Source organism: Variovorax sp. GW823-FHT02B07 (assembly GCF_058797695.1).
Genome location: NZ_JBXAJX010000001.1, coordinates 859,170 through 880,997 on the forward strand (window position 1 = coordinate 859,170; position 21,828 = coordinate 880,997).

Consider the following 21,828-nt stretch of genomic DNA (forward strand, 5'->3'; position numbering starts at 1 on the left):
GGCTCCTCGGACTGTTGTCGTGCTTTTGGGGGCTCAGATGGGGATTTCGATCAGCACCTCGGTGCCGCCGCCCCGGCACCGGCTGACCTGCGCGCGGCCTCCGAGCGCCGCTGCGCGGTCGCTGAGGGAGCGTGGCCGGAAGGGCGCGAAGTTCTCTTCGCCGCCTTCGTTCTCGATGCGCAGGTGCAGGCAGCCATTGCGGCAGCCGATGCGCACGCTGCCGCGGCGGGCCTGCGTGTGCTTGCAGATGTTGTTCAGGCCTTCGCCCACCATCTGCAGGACCTCCGCGGTCATGCGGTCGTCAAGACGCACGTGGCCTTCGACGTTCACCGAAATCTCGATGCCGTAGAGCCCCTGGATGCGGGCGGCCTGGCTGTACAGCTGGTGCAGCACGAGGCCGCACGAACTTTCCGGGCCGGCCTTGACCGCGCCCGCGAAGCGCCGCAGGTCGGCGATCACGCCGCTCGCTACCTCGGCGAGCTTGTCCAGGTCCTCGAGCAGCGGGTTGTCCGCGGCGGCCTTCTTGCGCAGGGCACACAGGCCCATGCGCAGCCCGATGTAGGGCTGCACGGCGGTGTCGTGCAGGTCCAGCGAGATCTTCAGGCGCTCGGTCGCGGCCGCTTCCGAGGCCATGCGGTCGAGCACTTCGATGGTCTCGATGACCGGGAAGATCTGTTCCATGAGGTGCGCGAGGAACAGCGCGTCGGACTTGCTGAAGTGGCCGTTGCGCGACGAGATGAACACGCGCCCCTCGCCCAGGCGCAGCGGCAGCGCGGCGCTGATGAACGCGCGGGCCTCGAGCATGGCGGCCACGGCGGCACTGCGCTTGGCGCCGTCGCGGCCCTCGGGGCGCCAGCCGATCGCGCCGGGGCCGTGCATGTGGCTGCGCGCAAAGAAGTGGTTCAGGGGCCAGGGCAGGCGGTTGCTCAGCACGGTGTGCGGATGCTCCAGCGCCATCAGCGGCGACTCGGCGATGCCGCCGAGCGTCTCGACGCCGACGTGCTCGCAGGTGTCGTCCTTGCGCAGCGTGCGCAGCGTCCAGTTGCCGGTGGCGGTGTCCCGCGTCATGAGGATGCAATGGCTGGCCTTGAAGAAGGCCAGCGTCTTTTCCATCGTGCGGGCGATGGTGCGGCCCGCGCCGAAGCGCGGGTTCGACAGCTGGCTGATGTCACCCAGCAGGGCCAGGCGCCGCTGCAGGATGAGCTTGGAGCCGCCCCAGTGCACGATCATGTGCCCCAGCGCCAGCAGGAAGGTCGTGCGCATCAGCAGCTGCGGCGCGTCGTCGCCCGTGCTCGTGCCGAGCCCGCAGGCGGCGAACGACGCGACCGAGACGATCGTCACGCGGGCGCCTTCCTCGAAGCCCCAGCGGAACGAGGAGGTCAGGATGGCGAAGAAATAGAACAGGAAGAAGAGGCTGTGCACGCCGCCCGTCACGAAGACGATCAGCGTGAACCACATCACGTCGGACCAGTGGACCGCCTTGCCCTGGACATGGCGCCAGCCCCCCTGCGTGCAGGCGTGCACCAGCACGCTGTGCAGGAGGTATCCGCAAAAGGCCAGCCAGACCGCGCTGGCCACCGGTTGCCGCGTGGGCCCCGCATCGACCGCCATGGCCAGCACCGCCGAGATCGACAGCACCAGCCGCATGCGGGCGGCCATGAGCGCATCCGTCGACAGGCTGCTGTCGAGGCTCGGGGCGGAGACGGGGGCGCGCATGGCAAGACATCCTTCGCATGAACTGTTTCATGCACGGCAGGGGCCGACGTTCGGTGGTAACAGCCTGGCGTTCATTTCTTAGTGCCAATAACGCGGTGTATGTGAAGGTTTCACATTACTTCTTTGGTACTCGAAAGGAACCTTGTGGGCGATCTGTGACGTCTGTTGCGCTTGGTTTCAATTGTGTCGTGGGCAGGCTTTTTTCATCGCTGTACGAGGCGCTTTCGCTGGGCCGGGGGCTGCCGCATGGCAAACGGGTACCCGATTCATGGAGGTGTGGGGCAAAGGGAACGCGAGGGGCGGTGTTCGTGCGCGCCGGACGCACCCATCCCGGCGCGCCAGGGCTGGCACGCCGGGCGTTCGACCCGAACCCGGATTCAGCCCCGCCGTGGCACCAGCGCCGTCCGTCCCAGGGGCGTGACCCGCAGGACGGTGGCCTGGCGCAACTTCTGCCGTGCGCGGCAGATCGGGGGGAGGGTGGCCTCCACCATGCCGGCGGCTTCAAGAACCGCCACGGAGTTGATCTCCGACGGGTCCTCGGTGTGCAGGGGAAAGGTCGAGTTGCCGATCCTGCGCAGGTAATCGAGCGGCATCACGCTCCATTGGGGGCGTTCTTCATGCACCGAGGCGCCGTTGCCGCAGAGCGTGGCGATCTCCGCGTGCCCCTCGTCCGTGATGGCAAAGACCTGGGCGCTTTCGTACCGCTGGTAGCCGAAGTTGTCGACATGGAACTCGGCTTCGATGAGTCCGGTGGCGACCAGCACCGAGGCATGCCGGATGTCCGCGTCCGCCGTGAGCATGACCGGAAAACGCTTGTTCATGAGCCGAAGAAGAAGGACGAGCGGCATGCGGTACTCCTCGCAATGTCAGCGGTGCCGGCTGGTCCGGCGACGAACAGGCACCCGATGCGCAGCCCCGCACAGGGAGGCATCCGTCAGGCGCGGGCCTGCGATGCCAACGGGGAGCAACGGTCGCACTGAACTCGCGGGAACAGACACGGAAGCCACCAATGTAAGAAATGTGATTTTTTCACTTTAGTCCCTTTTTCGTACTTTCGCCACGGGTTTGGAGATAGATGGCCGAAGGTGCTATCCGGCCCGCGTGCGCGCAGGCCCGCCGCGATGCGGCGATATCGAGCTGGATGTGTGCGAAAGCCCGGCTTCGCCTGCCGCCAGAAGGGCGGGCGATGCAACCGGACGACGGGGCGCTGCGCCGCCGCTTCAGGTCAGGGGTTGAATGTCACCCGCTGGGCGATGAGAACGCCGTCGACCACCCGGTCTCCCACGACGGTCACGCGCTGGCCGTTGGCCAGGTTCGCGGCGGTACCGTTCTCGAAGGTGGTACCCGGTCCGCTGGCGTCCACCGGCTGGCCCTGCACCCGGAAATAGGCCGAAGACTGGTAGCCGCCGATGGCGCCGATGAGGGTGAACGAGGCCGGCCCGCCTGTGCCGGGCACATGGCGGATGCGCAGCTTCTTGACGACCAGCACCCCGCCGGACATGAAGCCGTCGACCTCGACCTTCACGCCGTTGCCGAGCGAACCGACGGGGCCACCCGTGATCTGCGCGTTGGTGGCGTCCACCGGCGTGCCCAGCACCTTGAAGGCACCGCGCGAGACGAAATCGGTGATGTCCCCCGCCAGTTGCAGTGCGATGCCGTTGCTCGTCGGTATCGCGTACCACCCCTGCACCTGGGTCGCCGTGAACGCGTTGCCGACCGGCGCGGCCGTGCCGCGGGCGCGCACGATGACCCCGTTGGCCAGCGACGAGGCGTCGATGCCCGAGAAGGCGGCGCCGCCATAGCTGACCGTCAGCTGGCCGAGCATGAAGGTCTGGTTCGCCGTGTTGAGGCCCTGGATGGCGCCCGTCACCAGCGGGGCGGTCAGCGTGGGCGCCGTCTGCACGCGGGTGGCGCGCAGCGTGCCCGGCGCACCGGGCAGGCCCCACACCTGGACGAGGCTGCCGTCGGCCACGTTGGCAAGCCCGTTCGCGTCGGCCCAGACCGTGGCCGCATCGATGGTCACGTTGATGCCCATGACGACGAAGCTGCCGGCGCCCACGTCGATGCGCGAGACGGCGCCGCGCAGTTCGGCCGCCGACACGACCTGCGTCGCGATGCCGCGGGTGAAGTCGGGGTCGACCTTGCCGGCGACCCGCGCGCTCATGCCGATCTGGAGTTCGGTGGCGTCCTCGACGGTGATGGTGGCCGTGTCCGTGGTGTAGCGCAGGCCGTTCAGGATGATGCTGCCCAGGCCGTCCGCGGCGCCGATGCCGGCGGCGTCCGCGGTCACGCCGGTGCCGCCCGAGCCGACACCGGAGCCGTCGGTGTTGCCGTTGCTGGCGGTGTCGCCGGAGCCGCCCGTGCCGGCGTTGCCCGAGCCGGACCCGGTCCCATCCCCGCCTGTGCCCGTGCCCGCGCCGCCGGGGCTGTCACCGCCGATCGCGGTGCCGGTGCCCAGGCCCAGGTTCCCGGTCGAGGCACCACCGCCGCCTCCGCAGGACATCAACAGGGCCATGAGGCCGGCGCAGAACAGGCCCAGCAGGAGGCGGCGGGGTGTTTGGATCGTGCTCATGAGGGGCGCTCGCTTTCAGAGGACGCGGGCGGGGGCGGCGTGCCCTCGTCCTCGTAGTACGTGTAGATGCCGACACGGATTCGTCCATTGGCGCGGGCCGGCGCGCGGCTGACCGCCTGTGCCATTTCCTGCGCGAGCTCGTGGTGCAGGGTGGACCAGCGGTCGCGCACCAGGCGGTGGATCTGTTCGCAATCGTTCAGCGACAGCCCGCGCGCGTACACCGCGCGCTCGAGCATGCGGGGCTGCTCGCCGAGCGTGTTGGCGACGGCCGCCAGCAGGTGATCCCGGCCGTTGTCGCCCAGGAAGGCCAGCATCGATTGAAGGTCCTGCACGGGCACGAAACCGTCGGCGGTGAGTTCGGCCATGCCTTCGTTCTCGGTCACCATGTTCAACCGGATCAGCTCGTCGAGGATGGTGCGGTGATGGACGTTACCGCGGCTGCTCAGGCGGGCGACCGCCTCGAACGAGGGCGCCGTGTGGCCCGATGTGACGGGCAGGCGCCGGAACGAAGCGTCTTCGGTCAGCATCTGCAGCCACAGCGTGAAGGTCTTGGCCGCGGCCGACAGTTCGGTGTGGGGCAGGGGGTCGACGGTGGAGCGGACCTTGGCGGTCACGGCCTTGCGGTTCAGGCCGGTGGTGACGGACAGCTGGCTCAGGTTGGGCTTGGGAACGCCCTGGCTGCGCCAGGAGTGCTGCGCCTCCTCGATCAGCAGGTCGCGCAGCAACTCCTCCAGGTGGGGGTGCTTGACCCCCATCGCGAGGGCGAGCTTCACCACGGGTCGAAGGATGCGTGAGCAGGCCGCGAGGGCCCATTCCAGCCGTTGTTCCATGACGCGACGTGTGTAGTCCTGAAAGTGCGATGCCGACAGGATCGGAGGCGGCGCCCCGACCACCATCAACGCCCCATTGTCCTGCGCACCGCGCTGCAGTGAAAGCTTTGGACTGCGGTTTGACGGCCAGTGAGCCAAAGTTTCATGTTCAGGCGCGGGGGCGACCGTCCGGCCGGTGCTGCCAAGGCCGATCGGCCGACGGGATGGCCAGGTTGCCTATGTCGCCCTGCAGCGTGCCCGCCGCAGGGCGCGCGCGGCCTGGACGACACCCAGGGTCGGCCCTTTCCCACATGCGGGCCCCGCGCCGGAGGCGACAAAGACACCTCTGTTTCTTTGCATGTCTCAAGGAGCCGAGATGGCCAATGCGAACCCCCGAAAGAACGACGCGGCCGGCACGACCGCCGTCACGCACCGCACGGTGCAGATCGATGGCGTCGAGGTCTTCTATCGCGCGGCCGGTCCGGTGGGTGCCCCGGTGCTGTTGTTGCTGCACGGCTATCCGTGTTCTTCGTTCCAGTACCGCGCGCTGATGCCGGCGCTGGCGGACCGCTGGCGCGTGGTGGCGCCCGATTTCCCGGGCTTCGGCTACAGCGGCACGCCCGAGGAGAACTTCGTGTTCGATTTCGATGGCTACGCGCACTTCCTCGACCGCTTCACCGCCGCGCTCGCGCTGCGCCGCTACGCGCTGTACCTGCACGACTACGGTTCGCAGATCGGCCTGCGCCATGCGATGCGGCGGGCCGGGCGGGTGACGGCGCTGATCATCCAGAACGGCGACATCTACGAAGACACGCTGGGGCCGAAGTACGCGGCGATCCGGGCGTACTGGAACGACCCGAGCGAGGCCCATCTCGCGGTGCTGGAGCGCGCCGTGAGCGAAGAAGGCTTTCGCGACGAGTTCATCGGCGAGGTGTCGTCGCGCGTGGCCCCGCGGCTCGCACCCGATCTCTGGCGCCTTCACTGGCCGCTGATGGACACGCCCGCGCGGCGTGGCATTGCGCTCGGTCTCATGAAGGGGCTGAAGGAGAACCTGCGGTGGTTCCCGCGCTACCAGGACTACCTGCGCACGTACCGCCCGCCCACGCTGATCCTGTGGGGGCCGCAGGACGGCTACATGCCGATCGAGGCCGGCCGTGCCTACCTGCGGGACCTGCCCGACGCCCAGTTCCACGCGTTCGACGACGGGGGCCACTGGCTGCTCGAGACGCACCTGGCCGAGGTGCTGCCGCCGCTGCGCGATTTCCTGGGGCGGCACCTGCCGGTGCCGGCGTCTGCATCCACCCGGACGATCGAAGGCGTGCCGGTATGAGCGTCGCCACCATCGCGCGCATCTGGCGCGGCCGCGTCACGCCCGATCGCGCCGATGCCTACGAACGCTACCTGCTGGCTGAAGGCATTCCGCCGTTGCGCAAGACGGCGGTCGCGGTGCAGTTGTTCCGGGAAGACCGCGCCACCGAGACCGAGTTCGTCACGACCTCCTACTGGCCCGACGTGGCCGCGATGAGCGCGTTCACCGGCGGCGACCCGAATGGGGTGCATCACCTGCCGCGCGATGCGGAGTTCCTGATCGAGCTGCCCGAGCGCGTCGAGGTGCTGCGCATCGTCGTCGACACGTGGACCTGAAGCGTCAGGCCGCCGAACCTGCCTCGAGCCCCGTCGGAAAGTGCACGCCCGCGCGCTGCGCGGCCTGCACGATGTGCTGCGTCATCGCCTGCTGCGCCAGCGCCGGGTTGCCTTGCGCGAGCGCTTCGATGATCGCCATGTGCTCGTCGTAGGTGGCATGGCGCGCGCCGCGCTTGTAGAAGGGCAGGCGCTGGCTCTCCTGCATCACCTCGGCGCTGTTGCGCAGGATCTCGGCGATGGCCTGGTTGCCGGCGATGCCGATGATCTGCATGTGGAAATCGAAGTCGAGCTGCGTGGCCTGCGTGAAGTCGCCGGCGTCGATGCATGCGCGCATGGCTTGCGCATTGGCGCGCAGCGCCGCCAGGTCGTCCGCTTCGATGACCAGGCAGGCCAGCCGCGCGGTGAAATTCTCGACCGCGAAGCGCAGTTGATACACGTCCTGCAGCGAATGCGAGGTGGCGAACTTCCAGGCCGGGGAGGCGGTCGGCGCCTGTTGTCCGCCGTCCTCGGCCACGTACATGCCCTTGCCGGGGCGCGGAATGACCAGGCCCGTGCCCTGCAGCGTCGACAGCGCCTCGCGCAGCGAGGTGCGGCTGATGCCGAGCTGCTCAGCCAGGTCGCGCTGCGAAGGCAGCAGCCCGCCGGCCGCATAGGTGCCGTCCGCGATCCGCTGCTGGATCAGGCGGGCGGCGGTGGCGGCGACGGCGGGGGAGGCGAGCATGGGCGGTTTTCGGTGCGAAGTGCGGCAGTGGCGGGAGCTGGAAATCTTACTGTGGCCGCACCCCGGGCCTTCCCTACTTGTTGACCAGCTTGGCCGGCACCGTCCAGGTGAGGAAGGCGCCGAACAGCAGCACGCCGGCCAGCACGAACAGGGCGATGTCGGTGCTCTTCGTGGCGTCCTTGATCAGACCGATCATGTAGGGGCTCACGAAGCCCGCCAGGTTGGCGAAGGAGTTGATGAGCGCAATGCCGGCTGCTGCGCCCGCGCTCGACAGGATGGCCGTCGGCAGGCTCCAGAACAGCGGCGACGTCGCCAGGCTACCGCCCGCGGCCAGGGCCAATGCGGCCAGCGAGAGGTACACGTTGTTGCTGAAGATGGCGCTCAGCGTCAGGCCCAGCGCGCCGCAGCAGAAGGGCACGATCAGGTGCCAGCGACGTTCGCGCATGCGGTCGGAGCTGCGGCTCACCAGCAGCATCGAGACGATGGCCACGGCAAACGGAATCGCCGTGAGCAGCCCGATGTTGAACGCGCCCGACACGCCCGACTGGCGCACCAGCGTGGGCAGCCAGAAGGTCAGGCCGTACTGGCCCATCACCGTGCAAAAGCAGATCAGCGCCATCTTCACGATGCGGCGGTCGGCGAACAGCGCGCGCAGCGTCATGTGGCTGGTGCCGCCCTTGGTGGCGTTCTCGGCGGCGATGTTGCGTGCGAGCACGGCCTTTTCTTCGGCGGTGAGCCAGCGTGCGCCCTGGATGCTGTTGTCCAGGTACACGATGACGAGCAGGCCGATCACCAGTGAGGGCAGCGCCTCGATGAGGAACAGCCACTGCCAGCCGCGCAGCCCGCCCATGCCGTGCATGGCGTCCATGATCAGGCCCGACAGCGGTCCGCCCAGCACGCCCGACACCGGAATGGCGCACATGAACACCGCCACCATCTTGGCGCGGCGGTGCGAGGGAAACCAGTAGGTGAGGTACAGGATCATCCCCGGGTAGAAGCCGGCCTCGGCCGCCCCCAGCAGGAAGCGCAGCACGTAGAACTGCGTGGGCGTGGTCACGAACATCATCGCGGCCGAGATCAGGCTCCACGTGATCATGATGCGCGAGATGGTGGCCTTGGCGCCGATGCGGTGCATCAGCAGGTTGCTCGGCACCTCGAAGAAGAAGTAGCCGATGAAGAACAGGCCCGCGCCCAGCCCGTACATCGCTTCGCTGAACTGCAGGTCGCTGAGCATGTTCAGCTTGGCGAAGCCGACGTTGACGCGGTCCAGGTAGGCGGCCACGTAGCAGAGCATCAGGAACGGCATGAGTCGCCATGCCACTTTCTTGTAGAGCGCGTTCTCCGCTGCAGCAGAGGTGGTGGCCGGCTGCAGCGGCGCATGAAGGGTGGTGGTTGACATGGCGGTCCTCGAAGGCGTCGATGGGGTGGATTAACTGGTATTACCGGTATGATTTAACGCGACCGAGACCTTAAGGCCTCATGCGCCATTGGGCACTAGCGATTTCCCTGACGCCGGGAGATTGACTGAGTGGATGTATCGCAAGGATACTGGTAATACCAGTTGGACCAAAAGCCGAGGAGTTTCTGTTGACGATTGCCAGCCCCACCTTCCTGCCCCCGGCGCCGGGCACGCCCGCGGCGCTCGCGCTCGTTGCGCAGCCGCTGACGCGCGAGGCGTTCGCCGCGTTCGGCGACGTCATCGAGAGCGCGCACGCCCGGTCGATGTCGATCAATGCGGGCATGACCACGCGCTTTCACGACCTGGCGCGCGTGGACCCGGGCCCCGGCGACAGCCGCGTGCTGGTGAACATCTTCGAAACGCAGCCCTACGCGATGCCGCTGCAGGTGGGCATGCTGGAGCGCCACCCGCTGGGCAGCCAGGCCTTCGTGCCGATGGACGGCAGCCGCTTTCTCGTGGTGGTGGCGCCGGCGGGCGACACGGTGCGCGTGGAAGACATCCGCGCCTTCGTCACCGACGGGCGGCAGGGCGTGAACTATGCGCGCGGCGTCTGGCACCACCCGCTGGTGGTCACGCAGCAGCCGGCCAGCTTCGTGGTGATCGACCGCGGCGGGGCCGGGCCGAACTGCGACGAGATTCTGGTGCCGCCGGCGTGCGTGGTGCGCGTCAGCCTGGCGGGCTGAGCGCGCCCCATCCCTGCGGCCATCGCCCGGCGGCTGCGCCAGCGTCGCAGGCACCGCGACGCCGACTTGCGGCCATTGGCGAAAGAGGCCTACACCACCGGGAGTGCCCCGGTGAAACCTTCGGGCCATGGGTGAACGCCATGCGCAATCCAACGAAATCGATGTTTGCCGGAAGCCTCGCTGTCGGGGTCATCAGCGTCGCGGCGCTCCTCGCCGGGCCGGCTGCCGCGCAGCCGGCCGACAAGCCACCGCCGGTCAAGCCGCAAGCGCAACCCGGGCCCGATCCCGAACTCCTCGTGAAGCCGCCGCCCCATGGCCATCCGCGGCTGGTGAAGCCCGCGCCGCCCGACCGCGACCCCGGCATGGTGAAAAAGCCACCGGCGGACGCGAAGCCGGCTGGCGAGGACAAGCCCCGCGTGGACGACCCCGGCGCGCCCTCGCGCCAGGACGACTGCCGGGGCACCGCTGAGGACTGCAGGCAGAACTCCCCACGATGACGCCTTGAACGGAAGAACACGCCTCGCCATGAAATGGTCGAGTCGCCGGGCTACCTGCGCAAGACCTGCGACCGCGAGAGCGGGACGCGCTCATCGACATCGACGCCTGAGCGGTGCGGCCGGGCGTCAGCCCTGCGTGATGAGGTGGGTGGTGCAGTGACTCACTGGCACTGGAACAGCACGCCGGATTCGGCGGGCGCCTTGCCGAGCCATTTCGGGTCCTGCCCCTTGGCGCTGCAGTAGTCCGAGGCCTGGGTGTAGGTCATGGCACGCAGCACACCGTCGCGGAAGGGAACGATCTGGTTGGGCGGCGTCGAGCAGCCGGCAATGACCAAAGCCAGGGGAAACAGTGTGATGCGCCAGTTCATCGGGCCATTCTAAAGAGGTCGTGCAAGCGCATGAGCCTGCGGCCAGGGCGGGGCGGGTCGGCCCGCGCCGGCTTCTTTTTGCGAGGGCACGGGGCTATAGTCTGCGAGCACTGCTGCAGCCCCTTCCGATCCCCAAAGGACGTTCGTGCCGGACTCTCTGACTTCCACGCTCACCAGTTACTACGATGCGGTGCCCTACGACTCGCACCCGTTTCCCCAGTCCGCCGTGGAGCACCTGGAAGCCCTGGCCTTCCTGTTCGGGCTTGAGGCGCCGCCGCCGCACAAGGCGCGCGTGCTCGAGCTGGGCTGCGCCGCCGGCGGCAACCTGATTCCCTTCGCGGCGCGTCACCCGCAAGCCCAAGCGGTCGGGGTCGACCTGTCGCGCGTGCAGGTGGCCCAGGGCGCCGCGGCGCTCGATCAGGCGGGGCTGTCGAACATCGAGCTCAAGGCCTTCAACATCGCCGACATCGACGCCTCGTTCGGCCTGTTCGACTACATCGTCTGCCACGGCGTCTACAGCTGGGTGCCGGGGCCGGTGCAGGACGCCATCCTGCGCGTGTGCGCCGAGAACCTGGCGCCCAATGGCGTGGTGTACGTGAGCTACAACGTGTACCCGGGCTGGAAGGCGCGCGAGATCGTGCGCGACGCGATGATTTTGCGCGGCGGCCCGCGCGACACGCCCGAAGAAAAGCTCTCGTACGCGCGCGGCATGCTCGAGTTCCTCGAGCAGTCGGCCCGGCCCGACAGCGTGCTGCGCAAGACGCTCGAAGAGACGATGCCGATCGTGCGCAACTCCGGCAATTACTACCTGCTGCACGAGTTCCTCGAGCCCTGCAACGAGCCCTGCTACTTCAAGGAGTTCGTCGCGCGTGCCGAGGCGCGCGGGCTGGCTTACCTGTGCGACGCCGAGCCCTCGACCATGTTCGTGCAGAACTACGGCGAGAAGGTGCGCGACCCGCTGCTGCGCGAGTGCGGCGGCAGCCAGGTGATGATGGAGCAGTACCTCGACTTCCTCGTCAACCGCACCTTCCGCCAGACGCTTCTGGTGAAGCAGGGCAACGCCGCGAACATCCGCTACCGCCTCGAAGTGCCCCGTCTGCGCGCGCTCGAATTCGCAGGCATCTTTCGCGTCGACGGTGGTGAGGCGCTGACCATCGACGCTCGTGAGCAGCCCTGCACCGCGCTGCGCGACCTGAAGGTCACGTTGCGGCTGCCGGCGCACAAGGCGGTGGCGCAGGCGCTCGATGCGAGCTATCCGTGCTCGATGTCGACCGAGGCGCTGCTGGCCGCGGTGGTGACGCTCACCGGCGAGCCGCGCGCGGCCGTCGAACCCATCGTGCTCGCCATGCTCGAGGAACTGCTGATCCTCGGCGCGCTGCGCATCCGGCGCACGCCCGTGTCGGCGGCTGCTTCGGTGTCCGCGCTGCCGCAGGTGCTGGCGCCGGTGCGCCGCGCGCTGGCCGGTGTGCCCGCGTCGCAGGCGACGGCCGTGCTCTGCAACCAGTGGCACGAGCCGGTGTCGCTCACGGTGCTCGAACGCAGCCTGCTGCCGCTGCTCGACGGGGCGCACACGCACGAGGCGCTGGCCGCCTTCCTGCTCGACGAGGTGCGCGCCGAACGCCTGCGCTTCCTCAAGGACGACCAGCCGCTGACCGACCCGTCGGCGCTGCACGCCTTCGCGCAGGAGCAGGTTGCGCAGGCGCTGCAAAGCCTGCGGCGCAAGGCGCTGCTCACGGCCTGACGGGCCACTATCCATTCACCCCTCCCTCATTCTTCATCCAACGCACAGAGGAGACTTTTCCATGCAGCACTTCAAGTGGACCCCCACCCTGCGCGCCGCCGTCGCGGCCGCGCTCACTTTGGCGGCGGCCGGCGGCTCGCAGGCCGCGTCGCAGGCGCCGGTGGCGGCCGAACACGGCATGGTCGTGAGCGCGCAGCACCTGGCCAGCAAGGTCGGCGTCGATGTGCTCAAGCGCGGCGGCAACGCGGTCGATGCGGCCGTGGCCGTGGGCTATGCGCTGGCGGTGGTGTACCCGGCCGCGGGCAACCTGGGCGGCGGCGGCTTCATGACCGTGCAGCTGGCCGACGGCCGCAAGACCTTCCTCGACTTCCGCGAGAAGGCCCCGCTGGCCGCCACGGCCAACATGTACCTCGACAAAGATGGCAACGTCGTCAAGGGTCTGAGCACCCACGGCCACCTCGCCGTCGGCGTGCCGGGCTCGGTGTCGGGCATGGAATACGCGCGCGAAAAGTACGGCACGATGAAGCGCGCCGACCTCATCGCCCCGTCGGTCCAACTGGCCGACAAGGGCTTCGCGCTGGAGCAGGGCGACATCGACATGCTGCTCACCGCCACCAACGACTTCAAGAAGGACCCGGTCTCCGGCGCCATCTTCCTGAACAAGGGCGAGCCCTTCGCGGTCGGCCAGAAGCTGGTGCAGAAAGACCTCGCCAAGACGCTGAAGGAAATCAGCGCCAAGGGCACCGACGGCTTCTACAAGGGCTGGGTCGGCAAGGCCATCGTGGCATCGAGCCAGGCCGGCAAGGGCATCATCACGCAGGCCGACCTCGACCAGTACAAGACGCGCGAACTCGCGCCGGTCGAGTGCGACTACCGCGGCTACCGCGTGGTGTCGGCACCGCCGCCGAGCTCGGGCGGCGTGATCATCTGCGAGATGCTCAACATCCTCGAGGGCTATCCGCTCAAGGACCTGGGCTTCCGTTCGGCGGAGTCGGTGCACTACCAGATCGAAGCCATGCGCCACGCCTACGTGGACCGCAACAGCTACCTGGGCGACCCCGACTTCGTGAAGAACCCGCTCGATCGCCTGCTCGACAAGGGCTACGCCGCCAAGATCCGCGCCGCCATCGACCCCAAGAAGGCCGGCGTGTCCAAGGACATCAAGCCCGGCGTGGCGCCGCATGAAGGCAGCAACACCACCCACTACTCGATCACCGACAAGTGGGGCAATGCGGTGTCGGTCACCTACACGCTGAACGACTGGTTCGGCGCCAAGGTCACGGCCGACAAGACCGGCGTGCTGCTGAACAACGAGATGGACGACTTCACCTCCAAGATCGGCGTGCCCAACATGTACGGCCTGGTGCAGGGCGAGGCCAACGCCATCGCCCCGGGCAAGCGCCCGCTGAGCTCGATGAGCCCGACCATCGTCTCCAAGGACGGCAAGCCGGTGTTCGTGGTCGGCACGCCCGGCGGCAGCCGCATCATCACGGCCGTGCTGCACACCATCCTGAACGTGGTCGACTACGGCATGAACGTGCAGGAAGCTGTCGATGCGCCGCGCTTCCACCAGCAATGGCTGCCCGACGTGACCAACGTCGAGACCTTCGCGATCAGCCCCGACACCCGCAAGATCCTGACCGACATGGGCCACAACCTGGGTGTGCCGCAGCCGGCCAACCACCTGGCGGCGATCATCGTCGGCGCGCCCTCGCTGGGCGGCAAGCCGGTGGGCGCGAACCGCTTCTACGGCGCCAACGACCCGCGCCGCAACACGGGCCTGGCGGCAGGCTACTGAACCTGCGGCACACTTGAAGGCGGTCGTGCCCCTGTCGGCACGACCGCTTTTTTCATTTTTCATGCACCTGCAAGACATCCTCTATACCCAGGGCTTCGGCACCCGCCGCGTGTGCGCGGGCCTGGTCCAGCAAGGCCACGTGAGCATTGCCGGCGCGGCCGTGACCGACCCCTTCGCCGACCTCGACCCCGAAGGCCTGCTGTTCACCGTGCAGGGCACCGAGTGGGCCTGCCACGAGAAGGCCTACCTGATGCTGCACAAGCCGGCCGGCACCGAGTGCTCTCAGAAGCCCTCGACCTACCCGAGCATCTACACGCTGCTGCCGTCGCCGCTGCGGCTGCGGCCCAACAAGGGCGCGGTGCAGGGCGTGCAGGCCATCGGCCGGCTCGACCAGGACACGACCGGCCTGCTGCTCCTGACCGACGACGGCCAGTTCATCCACAAGATGGGCTCGCCCAAGCACCACGTGCCCAAGGTCTACGAGGTGACGGCCAAGCACCCGATCGACGAGGCGCAGATCGCCAAGCTGCTGGCCGGCGTGGTGCTCGACGACGATCCGAAGCCCGTGCGCGCGGCCGCCTGCGAGTCCGACAGCCCGCTGCACCTGCGGCTCACGCTCACCGAGGGCAAGTACCACCAGGTCAAGCGCATGCTGGCCGCGGTCGGCAACCGGGTCGAAGGGCTGCACCGCTCGCGCATCGGCGGCCTGGCGCTGCCGGACGACCTCGCGCCGGGGCAATGGCGCTGGCTCACGGCCGAACAGGTGGCCCAGCTGCGGGCGCCGGTGCCCCGGGCCGCTTGACATAGGTCAAGGCGCCGCGCGCAACAGCGGGTGAGGGGGCGCCGGCGGTCAGCTGTTTGTCGGGTTCGACCGTTAAGATTGTTAACCCTCTCCCGGAACCTTCCCTTGCGACTCCCTGCCCGCCCGAACGGCCGCATCGCGGCCTTCCTGCTGTCCTGCCTGTGCCTGACAGCCCTGGTGACCCTCCCCGCCGCGGCGGCGCCGCCGGCCCCTCCACCGGTTTTTGTGCTCAATTCGCTGGACGCCAGCGTGAGCGTGATCAACCCGGTCGACTGGACCGAGAAGCAGCGCATTCCCACCGGCAAGGAGCCGCACCACATCTACATGACACCCGACGAGAAGTCGGTCATCGTGGCCAATTCGGCGGGCGATTCGCTCACCTTCCTGGACCCGCGCACGGCCGAGGTGCAGCGCGTGGTGTACGGCATCATCGATCCGTACCAGCTGCAGTTCTCGCGCGACATGAAGTGGTTCGTCACGGCGGCCAACCGCCTGAACCACGTCGACGTGTACCGCTGGGACGGCAAGGACCTGAAGCTGGTCAAGCGCATCGCCACCGGCAAGACGCCCAGCCACATCTGGATCGACAACACCAGCACCGTGGCCTACGTCACCATGCAGGACAGCGACGAGCTGATCGCGGTCGACCTGCCGACGCAGACCATCCGCTGGCGCATGGCCACCGGCGCCATGCCGGCCGACATCTTCGGCGCCCACAACGACAAGACGCTGCTCGTGGGCCTCACCGGCAGCGACGGCGTGCAGGTGTTCGACGTGGCCGGCGCCCAGCCCAAGCTGGTCGGCAAGATCCCCACCGGCAAGGGCGCCCATGCCTTCCGCTCGGCCGGTGACGGCAAGACCGTGTTCGTGAGCAACCGGGTCGCCAACACCATCAGCCGCATCGACCTGACCACGCTGAAGGTCGTCGCCAACTACAACGTGCCCGGCGGCCCCGACTGCATGGACGTGTCGGCCGATGGCAAGACGCTGTACGTGACCTCGCGCTGGGCCAAGAAGCTCACGGTGGTCGATCTCGCGAGCCAGAAGGTCGTGCGGCAGATCAACGTCGGCCGCTCGCCGCACGGCGTCTGGACCCTCGACCATGCCAAGCGCATCTGAGCGCGTGCGCGGTGTGCGCACCGCCGGCGTGGCCTTCGCCGTCGCGGCGCTGGCCTGCGCCACCGTGCCGGCGGCCGGAGCCCAGGACGCCGCCGCCTGCGACAAGCCGGTCTACCTGACGCTGGACACCGGCCACATGGGCATCGCCCCGTTGGTGGCCGACGTGCTCAAGCGCCAGGACGTGCGCGTCACCTTCTTCGCCGCCGCCGAGCGCACCCAGACCGACGGCGACAGCCTGGACGACCAGTGGGCCCCGTGGTGGAAGGCGAGGGCGGCCGAGGGCCACGAGTTCGGCTCGCACACCTACGACCACGCCTACTGGCGCGGCGACGTCAAGGGCACGCCGCCCAGCTTTCGCATCAAGCCGTCGGCCGGCCCGCAGACCGGCAAGGAGTCGGTCTGGAGCGCGGCCGACTACTGCGCCGACATCCGCAAGTCGTCCGACCGGCTGGCCGCCATCACCGGCAAGAAGCCGCTGCCGCTGTACCGCGCGCCGGGCGGCAAGACCTCGCCCGCTTTGTTGGCGGCCGCCAGGGACTGCGGCTACGCGCACGTGGGCTGGTCGCCCGCCGGCTTCCTGGGCGACGAGCTGCCCAGCGAGGCGTTCAGCAACCAGAAGCTGCTGGCCCAGGCGCTCGCGGGCATCCGTCCCGGCGACATCCTGCTGGCGCACCTGGGCATCTGGTCGCGCAAGGACCCGTGGGCGCCCGCCAACCTGGAGCCGCTCATCGTCGGCCTGAAGGCCAAGGGCTTCTGCTTCCGCACCCTGCGCCAGCACCCGGACTACCGCGCCTGGATCGCCTCCCACCCTTGAATCCTGAGTTTTCGCCGTGATCGACTGGTTGACCGACGTTTTTTCCGCCATGCAGGGCTGGCTCTTCGAGGCCGCCGTGCAGCCGCTGGTGTACGCCATCGGCCTGGGCGGCTGGGCCGAGGACGCCTTCGACGCCACCGGCTGGCTGCTGGTCGGCGTGGTCCAGATCCTCGTGCTGCTGGCCGTGATCGGCCCGCTGCAGCGCTGGCGCGCGGTCGAGCCCGTGACCGACCGCCGCGCCATCCGCATCGACGTGCTCTACACACTGATCCACCGGCTGGGCCTGTTCCGGCTGGCGCTGTTCTTCACGCTGCAGCCGCTGTTCGACGACCTGCTCGGCAGCCTGCGCATGGCCGGGTGGGGCACCTTCCACCTGGACGAGGCATGGCCCGGCGTGACCGACGTGCCGTGGGTGGCTTTTGCCATCTACCTCGTGGTGCTCGACTTCGTCGGCTACTGGATTCACCGCGGCCAGCACCAGTTCAACTGGTGGTGGAGCCTGCATTCGCTGCACCACTCGCAGCGCCAGATGACGATGTGGAGCGACGACCGCAACCACCTGCTGGACGACGTCATCCACGACACGCTCATCGTCATCGTGGCGCAGCTGATCGGCGTGGCGCCGGGCCAGTTCATCGCCGTCGTGGCCTTCACCCAGCTCAGCGAAAGCCTGCAGCACGCCAACCTGCGGCTGAGCTTCGGCGCCATCGGCGAGCGGCTGTGGGTCAGCCCGCGCTTTCACCGGCTGCACCACAGCATCGGGCTGGGCCACGAATCGCACGGCCGGAGCACGCTGGGTGGCCACAACTTCGGCGTGCTGCTGCCCTGGTGGGACATGCTCTTTCGCACCGCCAACTTCGAGAACCGCTACGACCCGACCGGCATCCGCGACCAGGTCGAGCCCGGCGCCGACGGCCGCCCGCGCGACTACGGCCAGGGCTTCTGGTCGCAGCAGTGGCTGGGGCTGAAGCGGCTGTTCGGCCGCGCCTGATTCACCCGCAGGCCCGGCGGCGGGCGGGCCGGGGCCTTGCGCTATCCTCGAACCTCATGCGCCTGCTCCTCGACTCCTTCTGGCGCGCGGTGGCCTATTGCATGCTCCCGCGCGTGATCGTGCTGTCGCTCCTGCCATTGGCGCTCATGGTGCTGCTGGCCGCGGGGCTCGGCTACTTCTACTGGGACGCGGCCGTCGCCTGGACGCGCGAGGCCCTCGACGCCTGGCCGCTGCTGTCCAGCTTCTGGGCCTGGATCGGGCGCCTGTTCTCGAGCGACGTCACGGCCGCGCTGGCGCCGCTGGTGGTGGTGTTCGGCGTCACGCCGCTGATCGTCGTGCTGTCGCTGCTCATCGTGGCCGGCTTCATGGCGCCGGCGCTCACCAAGCTCGTGGCCGAACGGCGCTTTCCCACGCTCGAACAGAAGAAGGGCGCCTCCTTCTTCGGCAGCGTGCTCCGCTCGCTCGGCGCCACCGTGCTGGCGCTGATCGCGCTGGTGGTGTCGATGCCGCTGTGGCTCATTCCGCCGCTGGTGCTGATCCTGCCGCCGCTGATCTGGGGCTGGCTGACCTACCGGGTGATGAGCTTCGACGCGCTGGCCGAGCACGCCAGCCCCGAGGAACGCGCCGCGTTGCTGCGCGCCCACCGGTTGCCGCTGCTGTGCATCGGCGTGCTGTGCGGCTACCTGGGCGCCGCGCCGAGCATCGTCTGGGCCTCGGGCCTCTTGTTCGCCGCCGCCTTCTTCGTGCTGGTGCCGATCGCCATCTGGATCTACACGCTGGTCTTCGCTTTCTCCGCGCTCTGGTTCGCGCACTACTGCCTCGACGCCCTGACCCAGCTGCGCGCCCAGCGCGCGGCGCAGCAGCCCGCGGCCGGCAGCGGCGACGCGCAGCAGCAGGCGATCGAGGCGGCCGAAGCCACCGAGGCCAACAAGGCCGCTCTTTCTCAATGGAGTTCTCCATGACACGCGCATTCGGTCTCATCGTCGTCGGCGACGAGATCCTTTCCGGCAAGCGGGCCGACAAGCACATGGCCAAGGTCATCGAGCTGCTGGCCGCGCGCGGCCTGCAGCTGGGCTGGGCCGAGTACGTGGGCGACGAGCCCACTCGGATCACCGCGGCCCTGATGCGCGCCTTCGCCTCGGGCGACATCGTGTTCTCGACCGGCGGCATCGGCGCCACGCCCGACGACCACACCCGCCAGTGCGCCGCCCAGGCCCTGCGCGTGCCGCTGGCGCTGCACCCCGAGGCCGAGGCGCTGATCCGCGAGCGCATGCAGGACACGGCCCTGGAGCAGGGCGTGCCCTACGAGCCCGACCGGCCCGACAACATCCACCGCCTGAACATGGGCGTGTTTCCGCAGGGCGCGTCGATCATCCGCAACCCGTACAACAAGATCCCGGGTTTCAGCGTCGAGCACGTGCATTTCGTGCCGGGCTTCCCGGTCATGGCCTGGCCCATGATCGAGTCGGTGCTCGACAGCCGCTATGCCGATCTGTTCACCCGCAACGCCATCGCCGAGAAGTCCGTGATCGTTTTCGGTGCGATGGAAGCCACCCTCACGCCGCTGATGCAGGCCATCGAGCAGGCCCACGCCGGCATCAAGGTGTTCAGCCTCCCCAGCGTGGATCACCCGCAGTACGGGCGCCACATCGAGCTGGGCGTCAAGGGCGACCCCGCGAAGCTCGATGCCGCCTATGGCCAGCTCGTCGAAGGTCTGCACACTTTCGATGCGAAGCTTGGACCCGAATTGGTGCGTTAATCTGCATTGCACCAATTTGGGGATATTTTCCTTTTCCGGCAGCCCCTGGGCCGTCACCCGGGCCTCATCCGGCGGGGTGACAATGGCACAGAAACTGCATCCTCCCGTCCCTGTATTCCTAACCACCATCCAACTCAGGAGAAACTGATGGCAAAGACCGTCGCCGATGTACTCAAGCTCGTCAAGGAAAACGAGGTCAAGTTCGTCGACTTGCGCTTCACCGACACCCGCGGCAAAGAGCAGCACGTGACCGTGCCCGTGTCGCACTTCGATGAAGACAAATTCACCTCGGGCCACGCGTTCGACGGTTCGTCCATCGCCGGTTGGAAGGGCATCGAAGCCTCGGACATGCAGCTCATGCCCGACCCGAACACCGCCAACATCGACCCGTTCTTCGAAGAAACGACGCTGATCCTGACCTGCGACGTGATCGACCCGGCCGACGGCAAGGCCTACGAGCGCGACCCGCGTTCGCTCGCCAAGCGCGCCGAGGCGTACATGAAGGCTTCCGGCCTGGGCGACACCGCCTACTTCGGACCGGAACCCGAATTCTTCGTGTTCGACGGCGTGCGCTGGAAGAACGACATGTCGGGCTGCTTCGTGAAGATCGAGTCCGAAGAAGCCTCGTGGAACACCGACAAGGAGTTCGAGCACGGCAACAGCGGCCACCGTCCCGCAGTCAAGGGCGGCTACTTCCCGGTGCCTCCGGTCGACAGCTTCCAGGACATGCGCTCGGAAATGAGCCTGGTGCTCGAATCGCTGGGCATCCCGGTCGAAGTGCATCACCATGAAGTGGCCAACGCCGGCCAGCTCGAAATCGGCACCCGCTTCAGCACGCTGGTGCAGCGCGCGGACTGGGTCCAGCTGCAGAAGTACGTGATCCACAACGTGGCCCACGCCTACGGCAAGACCGCCACCTTCATGCCCAAGCCCATCGTCGGCGACAACGGCTCCGGCATGCACGTGCACCAGTCGGTCTGGAAGGACGGCAAGAACCTGTTCGCCGGCGACGGCTACGCAGGCCTGTCGGACTTCGCGCTGCACTACATCGGCGGCATCATCAAGCACGCCCGTGCCCTGAACGCCATCACGAACCCCGGCACCAACAGCTACAAGCGCCTGGTGCCCGGCTTCGAAGCCCCGGTGAAGCTGGCCTACTCGGCCAAGAACCGCTCGGCCTCGATCCGCATCCCGTTCGTGGCCAACCCGAAGGGCCGCCGCGTCGAAGCGCGCTTCCCCGATCCGCTGATGAACCCGTACCTGGGCTTTGCCGCGCTGCTGATGGCCGGCCTGGACGGCGTGGAAAACAAGATCCATCCGGGCGAAGCCGCCAGCAAGGACCTGTACCACCTGCCGCCGGAAGAAGACGCGCTGATCCCGACCGTCTGCCACAGCCTGGACCAGGCCCTGGAGCACCTGGACAAGGACCGTGCGTTCCTGACCAAGGGTGGCGTGTTCACCGACTCGTACATCGACGCGTACATCGACCTCAAGATGCAGGAAGTCACGCGCTTCCGCATGGCGACGCACCCGGTCGAATTCGACATGTACTACTCGCTGTAAGCGGCTCGCCCCCAGGCTGCGCGCACTTCGTGTCGCTTCGCCAACCCCCTACCGGGGGCAACACCTGCGGCCCGGCAAAGCCGGTTCCGCGGTGTTTCGCGAAGGGCGCGAGCCTGATGAGTAAGACAAAAGGACGGCCCCGGCCGTCCTTTTTCCTTGGTGCGGAACACCCTGTCGTGAGCGGGCCCGAATTGCATCAAAATGCGCGTTTGTCGCGCCCTCTCCGGATCCAAATGAAGACTGCTTCCCTGATTTTCCTGGCCGCCGCCTCGTTCGCCACCGCCACGGCGGCGCTCGCGCAAGAGCGCGTCTGGCGCTGCGGCAACGAGTACACCAACAACGCGACCGTGGCCCAGCAAAAGGGCTGCAAGATCATGGAAGGCGGCAACGTCACCGTCGTGCAGGGCACGAAGCCTTCGGGCGGCGGTGGTGGCAGCGCGTCGTCGTCGGGCGGTTCATCCGCCGCGCGCGCCCCGGCGGGCAGCCCGCGTGTCGAAGGCGTCGACCAGCGCGCCCGCGACGGCGAGGCACGCTCGGTGCTCGAGGCCGAGCTGCGCAAGGCCGAGGCCCGCCAGACCGAGCTCAAGAAGGAATACAACAACGGCGAGCCCGAGAAGCAGGGCAGCGAAGGCCGCAACTACCAGAAGTACCTCGACCGCGTGGCTGAAATGAAGGCCGAACTCGCGCGCAACGAGAGCGACATCGCCGGCATCCGCCGCGAAATCGGCCGCCTGCCCGGCAAGCCGCAAGCGCAGTAAGCGGCGCGCAGTCC

21 protein-coding genes are annotated in these 21,828 nt (G+C 68.1%); 14 read left to right on the forward strand and 7 right to left on the reverse strand.

Features of this window, described 5'->3' with window-relative positions:
* Positions 1-33: 33 nt before the first annotated feature.
* The 4 genes from AC1RGU_RS04025 to AC1RGU_RS04040 all read right to left on the reverse strand — a co-directional run bounded on the left by AC1RGU_RS04025 (position 34) and on the right by AC1RGU_RS04040 (position 5,118).
* Positions 34-1,716, reverse strand: a complete 1,683-nt coding sequence (locus tag AC1RGU_RS04025) for a sensor histidine kinase (RefSeq protein WP_492694907.1) — start codon at positions 1,714-1,716, stop codon at positions 34-36.
* Between the two features lie 377 nt (positions 1,717-2,093).
* Entirely contained in the window at positions 2,094-2,564 is a 471-nt protein-coding gene (locus tag AC1RGU_RS04030) for a hypothetical protein (RefSeq protein ID WP_062470870.1), read from the reverse strand.
* Positions 2,565-2,941: 377 nt separating this feature from the next.
* On the reverse strand, positions 2,942-4,288 hold the full coding sequence (locus tag AC1RGU_RS04035) for a DUF5666 domain-containing protein (RefSeq protein WP_492694910.1): 1,347 nt from the start codon (positions 4,286-4,288) through the stop codon (positions 2,942-2,944).
* Positions 4,285-5,118 carry a DUF6502 family protein gene (locus tag AC1RGU_RS04040; protein ID WP_492694912.1) on the reverse strand — a complete coding sequence of 278 codons (834 nt, stop codon included), beginning with the start codon at positions 5,116-5,118 and terminating at the stop codon, positions 4,285-4,287. The genes AC1RGU_RS04035 and AC1RGU_RS04040 overlap by 4 nt, the downstream gene beginning before the upstream one ends.
* Positions 5,119-5,473: 355 nt before the next feature.
* Here AC1RGU_RS04040 and AC1RGU_RS04045 point away from each other — a divergent pair, with 355 nt between their 5' ends.
* Complete coding sequence (locus AC1RGU_RS04045) at positions 5,474-6,427, forward strand: alpha/beta fold hydrolase (protein WP_492694914.1); 954 nt, start codon at positions 5,474-5,476, stop codon at positions 6,425-6,427.
* The gene (locus tag AC1RGU_RS04050) at positions 6,424-6,741 is read left to right on the forward strand and encodes an antibiotic biosynthesis monooxygenase family protein (protein WP_492694916.1); all 318 of its coding nucleotides are present in this window, start codon (positions 6,424-6,426) and stop codon (positions 6,739-6,741) included. The genes AC1RGU_RS04045 and AC1RGU_RS04050 overlap by 4 nt, the downstream gene beginning before the upstream one ends.
* Positions 6,742-6,745: 4 nt before the next feature.
* Here AC1RGU_RS04050 and AC1RGU_RS04055 read toward each other — a convergent pair whose 3' ends face one another.
* Together AC1RGU_RS04055 and AC1RGU_RS04060 are read right to left on the reverse strand one after the other, a co-directional pair.
* On the reverse strand, positions 6,746-7,462 hold the full coding sequence (locus AC1RGU_RS04055) for a FadR/GntR family transcriptional regulator (RefSeq protein WP_492694918.1): 717 nt from the start codon (positions 7,460-7,462) through the stop codon (positions 6,746-6,748).
* Between the two features lie 73 nt (positions 7,463-7,535).
* Positions 7,536-8,861 carry an MFS transporter gene (locus AC1RGU_RS04060; RefSeq protein WP_095744463.1) on the reverse strand — a complete coding sequence of 442 codons (1,326 nt, stop codon included), beginning with the start codon at positions 8,859-8,861 and terminating at the stop codon, positions 7,536-7,538.
* Between the two features lie 185 nt (positions 8,862-9,046).
* On the opposite strand from AC1RGU_RS04060, the gene AC1RGU_RS04065 reads away from it, so the two are divergent.
* Both AC1RGU_RS04065 and AC1RGU_RS04070 read left to right on the forward strand, forming a co-directional pair.
* Positions 9,047-9,604 carry an ureidoglycolate lyase gene (locus tag AC1RGU_RS04065; RefSeq protein WP_492696439.1) on the forward strand — a complete coding sequence of 186 codons (558 nt, stop codon included), beginning with the start codon at positions 9,047-9,049 and terminating at the stop codon, positions 9,602-9,604.
* Positions 9,605-9,735: 131 nt separating this feature from the next.
* Positions 9,736-10,101, forward strand: a complete 366-nt coding sequence (locus tag AC1RGU_RS04070; RefSeq protein WP_492740790.1) for a hypothetical protein — start codon at positions 9,736-9,738, stop codon at positions 10,099-10,101.
* A 161-nt stretch (positions 10,102-10,262) separates the two neighbouring features.
* On the opposite strand, the gene AC1RGU_RS04075 is transcribed toward AC1RGU_RS04070, so the two are convergent.
* Positions 10,263-10,469: a hypothetical protein gene (locus tag AC1RGU_RS04075; protein ID WP_159277736.1), complete on the reverse strand. Its 207-nt coding sequence runs from the start codon at positions 10,467-10,469 to the stop codon at positions 10,263-10,265.
* 145 nt (positions 10,470-10,614) lie between these two features.
* Here AC1RGU_RS04075 and AC1RGU_RS04080 point away from each other — a divergent pair, with 145 nt between their 5' ends.
* From AC1RGU_RS04080 to AC1RGU_RS04125, 10 genes are all read left to right on the forward strand, one after another.
* Positions 10,615-12,210 carry a class I SAM-dependent methyltransferase gene (locus AC1RGU_RS04080; protein WP_492694923.1) on the forward strand — a complete coding sequence of 532 codons (1,596 nt, stop codon included), beginning with the start codon at positions 10,615-10,617 and terminating at the stop codon, positions 12,208-12,210.
* Positions 12,211-12,271: 61 nt separating this feature from the next.
* Positions 12,272-14,008 (forward strand): gamma-glutamyltransferase, encoded by a 1,737-nt coding sequence (gene ggt, locus AC1RGU_RS04085; protein ID WP_095950003.1) that lies wholly within the window; start codon positions 12,272-12,274, stop codon positions 14,006-14,008.
* A gap of 61 nt (positions 14,009-14,069) precedes the next feature.
* The gene (locus tag AC1RGU_RS04090; RefSeq protein WP_307694364.1) at positions 14,070-14,810 is read left to right on the forward strand and encodes a pseudouridine synthase; all 741 of its coding nucleotides are present in this window, start codon (positions 14,070-14,072) and stop codon (positions 14,808-14,810) included.
* 105 nt (positions 14,811-14,915) lie between these two features.
* Positions 14,916-15,929, forward strand: coding sequence for a YncE family protein (locus tag AC1RGU_RS04095; protein ID WP_159277730.1), 1,014 nt, complete (start codon positions 14,916-14,918; stop codon positions 15,927-15,929).
* A complete protein-coding gene (locus AC1RGU_RS04100; protein ID WP_492694926.1) occupies positions 15,913-16,743 on the forward strand; it encodes a polysaccharide deacetylase family protein in 831 nt (276 codons plus the stop codon). The genes AC1RGU_RS04095 and AC1RGU_RS04100 overlap by 17 nt, the downstream gene beginning before the upstream one ends.
* A gap of 16 nt (positions 16,744-16,759) precedes the next feature.
* The gene (locus tag AC1RGU_RS04105) at positions 16,760-17,734 is read left to right on the forward strand and encodes a sterol desaturase family protein (protein WP_492694928.1); all 975 of its coding nucleotides are present in this window, start codon (positions 16,760-16,762) and stop codon (positions 17,732-17,734) included.
* Between the two features lie 56 nt (positions 17,735-17,790).
* Positions 17,791-18,696, forward strand: a complete 906-nt coding sequence (locus tag AC1RGU_RS04110; protein WP_159277724.1) for an EI24 domain-containing protein — start codon at positions 17,791-17,793, stop codon at positions 18,694-18,696.
* Positions 18,693-19,493 carry a competence/damage-inducible protein A gene (locus tag AC1RGU_RS04115; protein WP_492694931.1) on the forward strand — a complete coding sequence of 267 codons (801 nt, stop codon included), beginning with the start codon at positions 18,693-18,695 and terminating at the stop codon, positions 19,491-19,493. The genes AC1RGU_RS04110 and AC1RGU_RS04115 overlap by 4 nt, the downstream gene beginning before the upstream one ends.
* Before the next feature lie 147 nt (positions 19,494-19,640).
* The gene (glnA, locus tag AC1RGU_RS04120) at positions 19,641-21,056 is read left to right on the forward strand and encodes a type I glutamate--ammonia ligase (protein ID WP_062470904.1); all 1,416 of its coding nucleotides are present in this window, start codon (positions 19,641-19,643) and stop codon (positions 21,054-21,056) included.
* 233 nt (positions 21,057-21,289) lie between these two features.
* The gene (locus AC1RGU_RS04125) at positions 21,290-21,814 is read left to right on the forward strand and encodes a hypothetical protein (RefSeq protein WP_095744472.1); all 525 of its coding nucleotides are present in this window, start codon (positions 21,290-21,292) and stop codon (positions 21,812-21,814) included.
* Positions 21,815-21,828 lie beyond the last annotated feature (14 nt).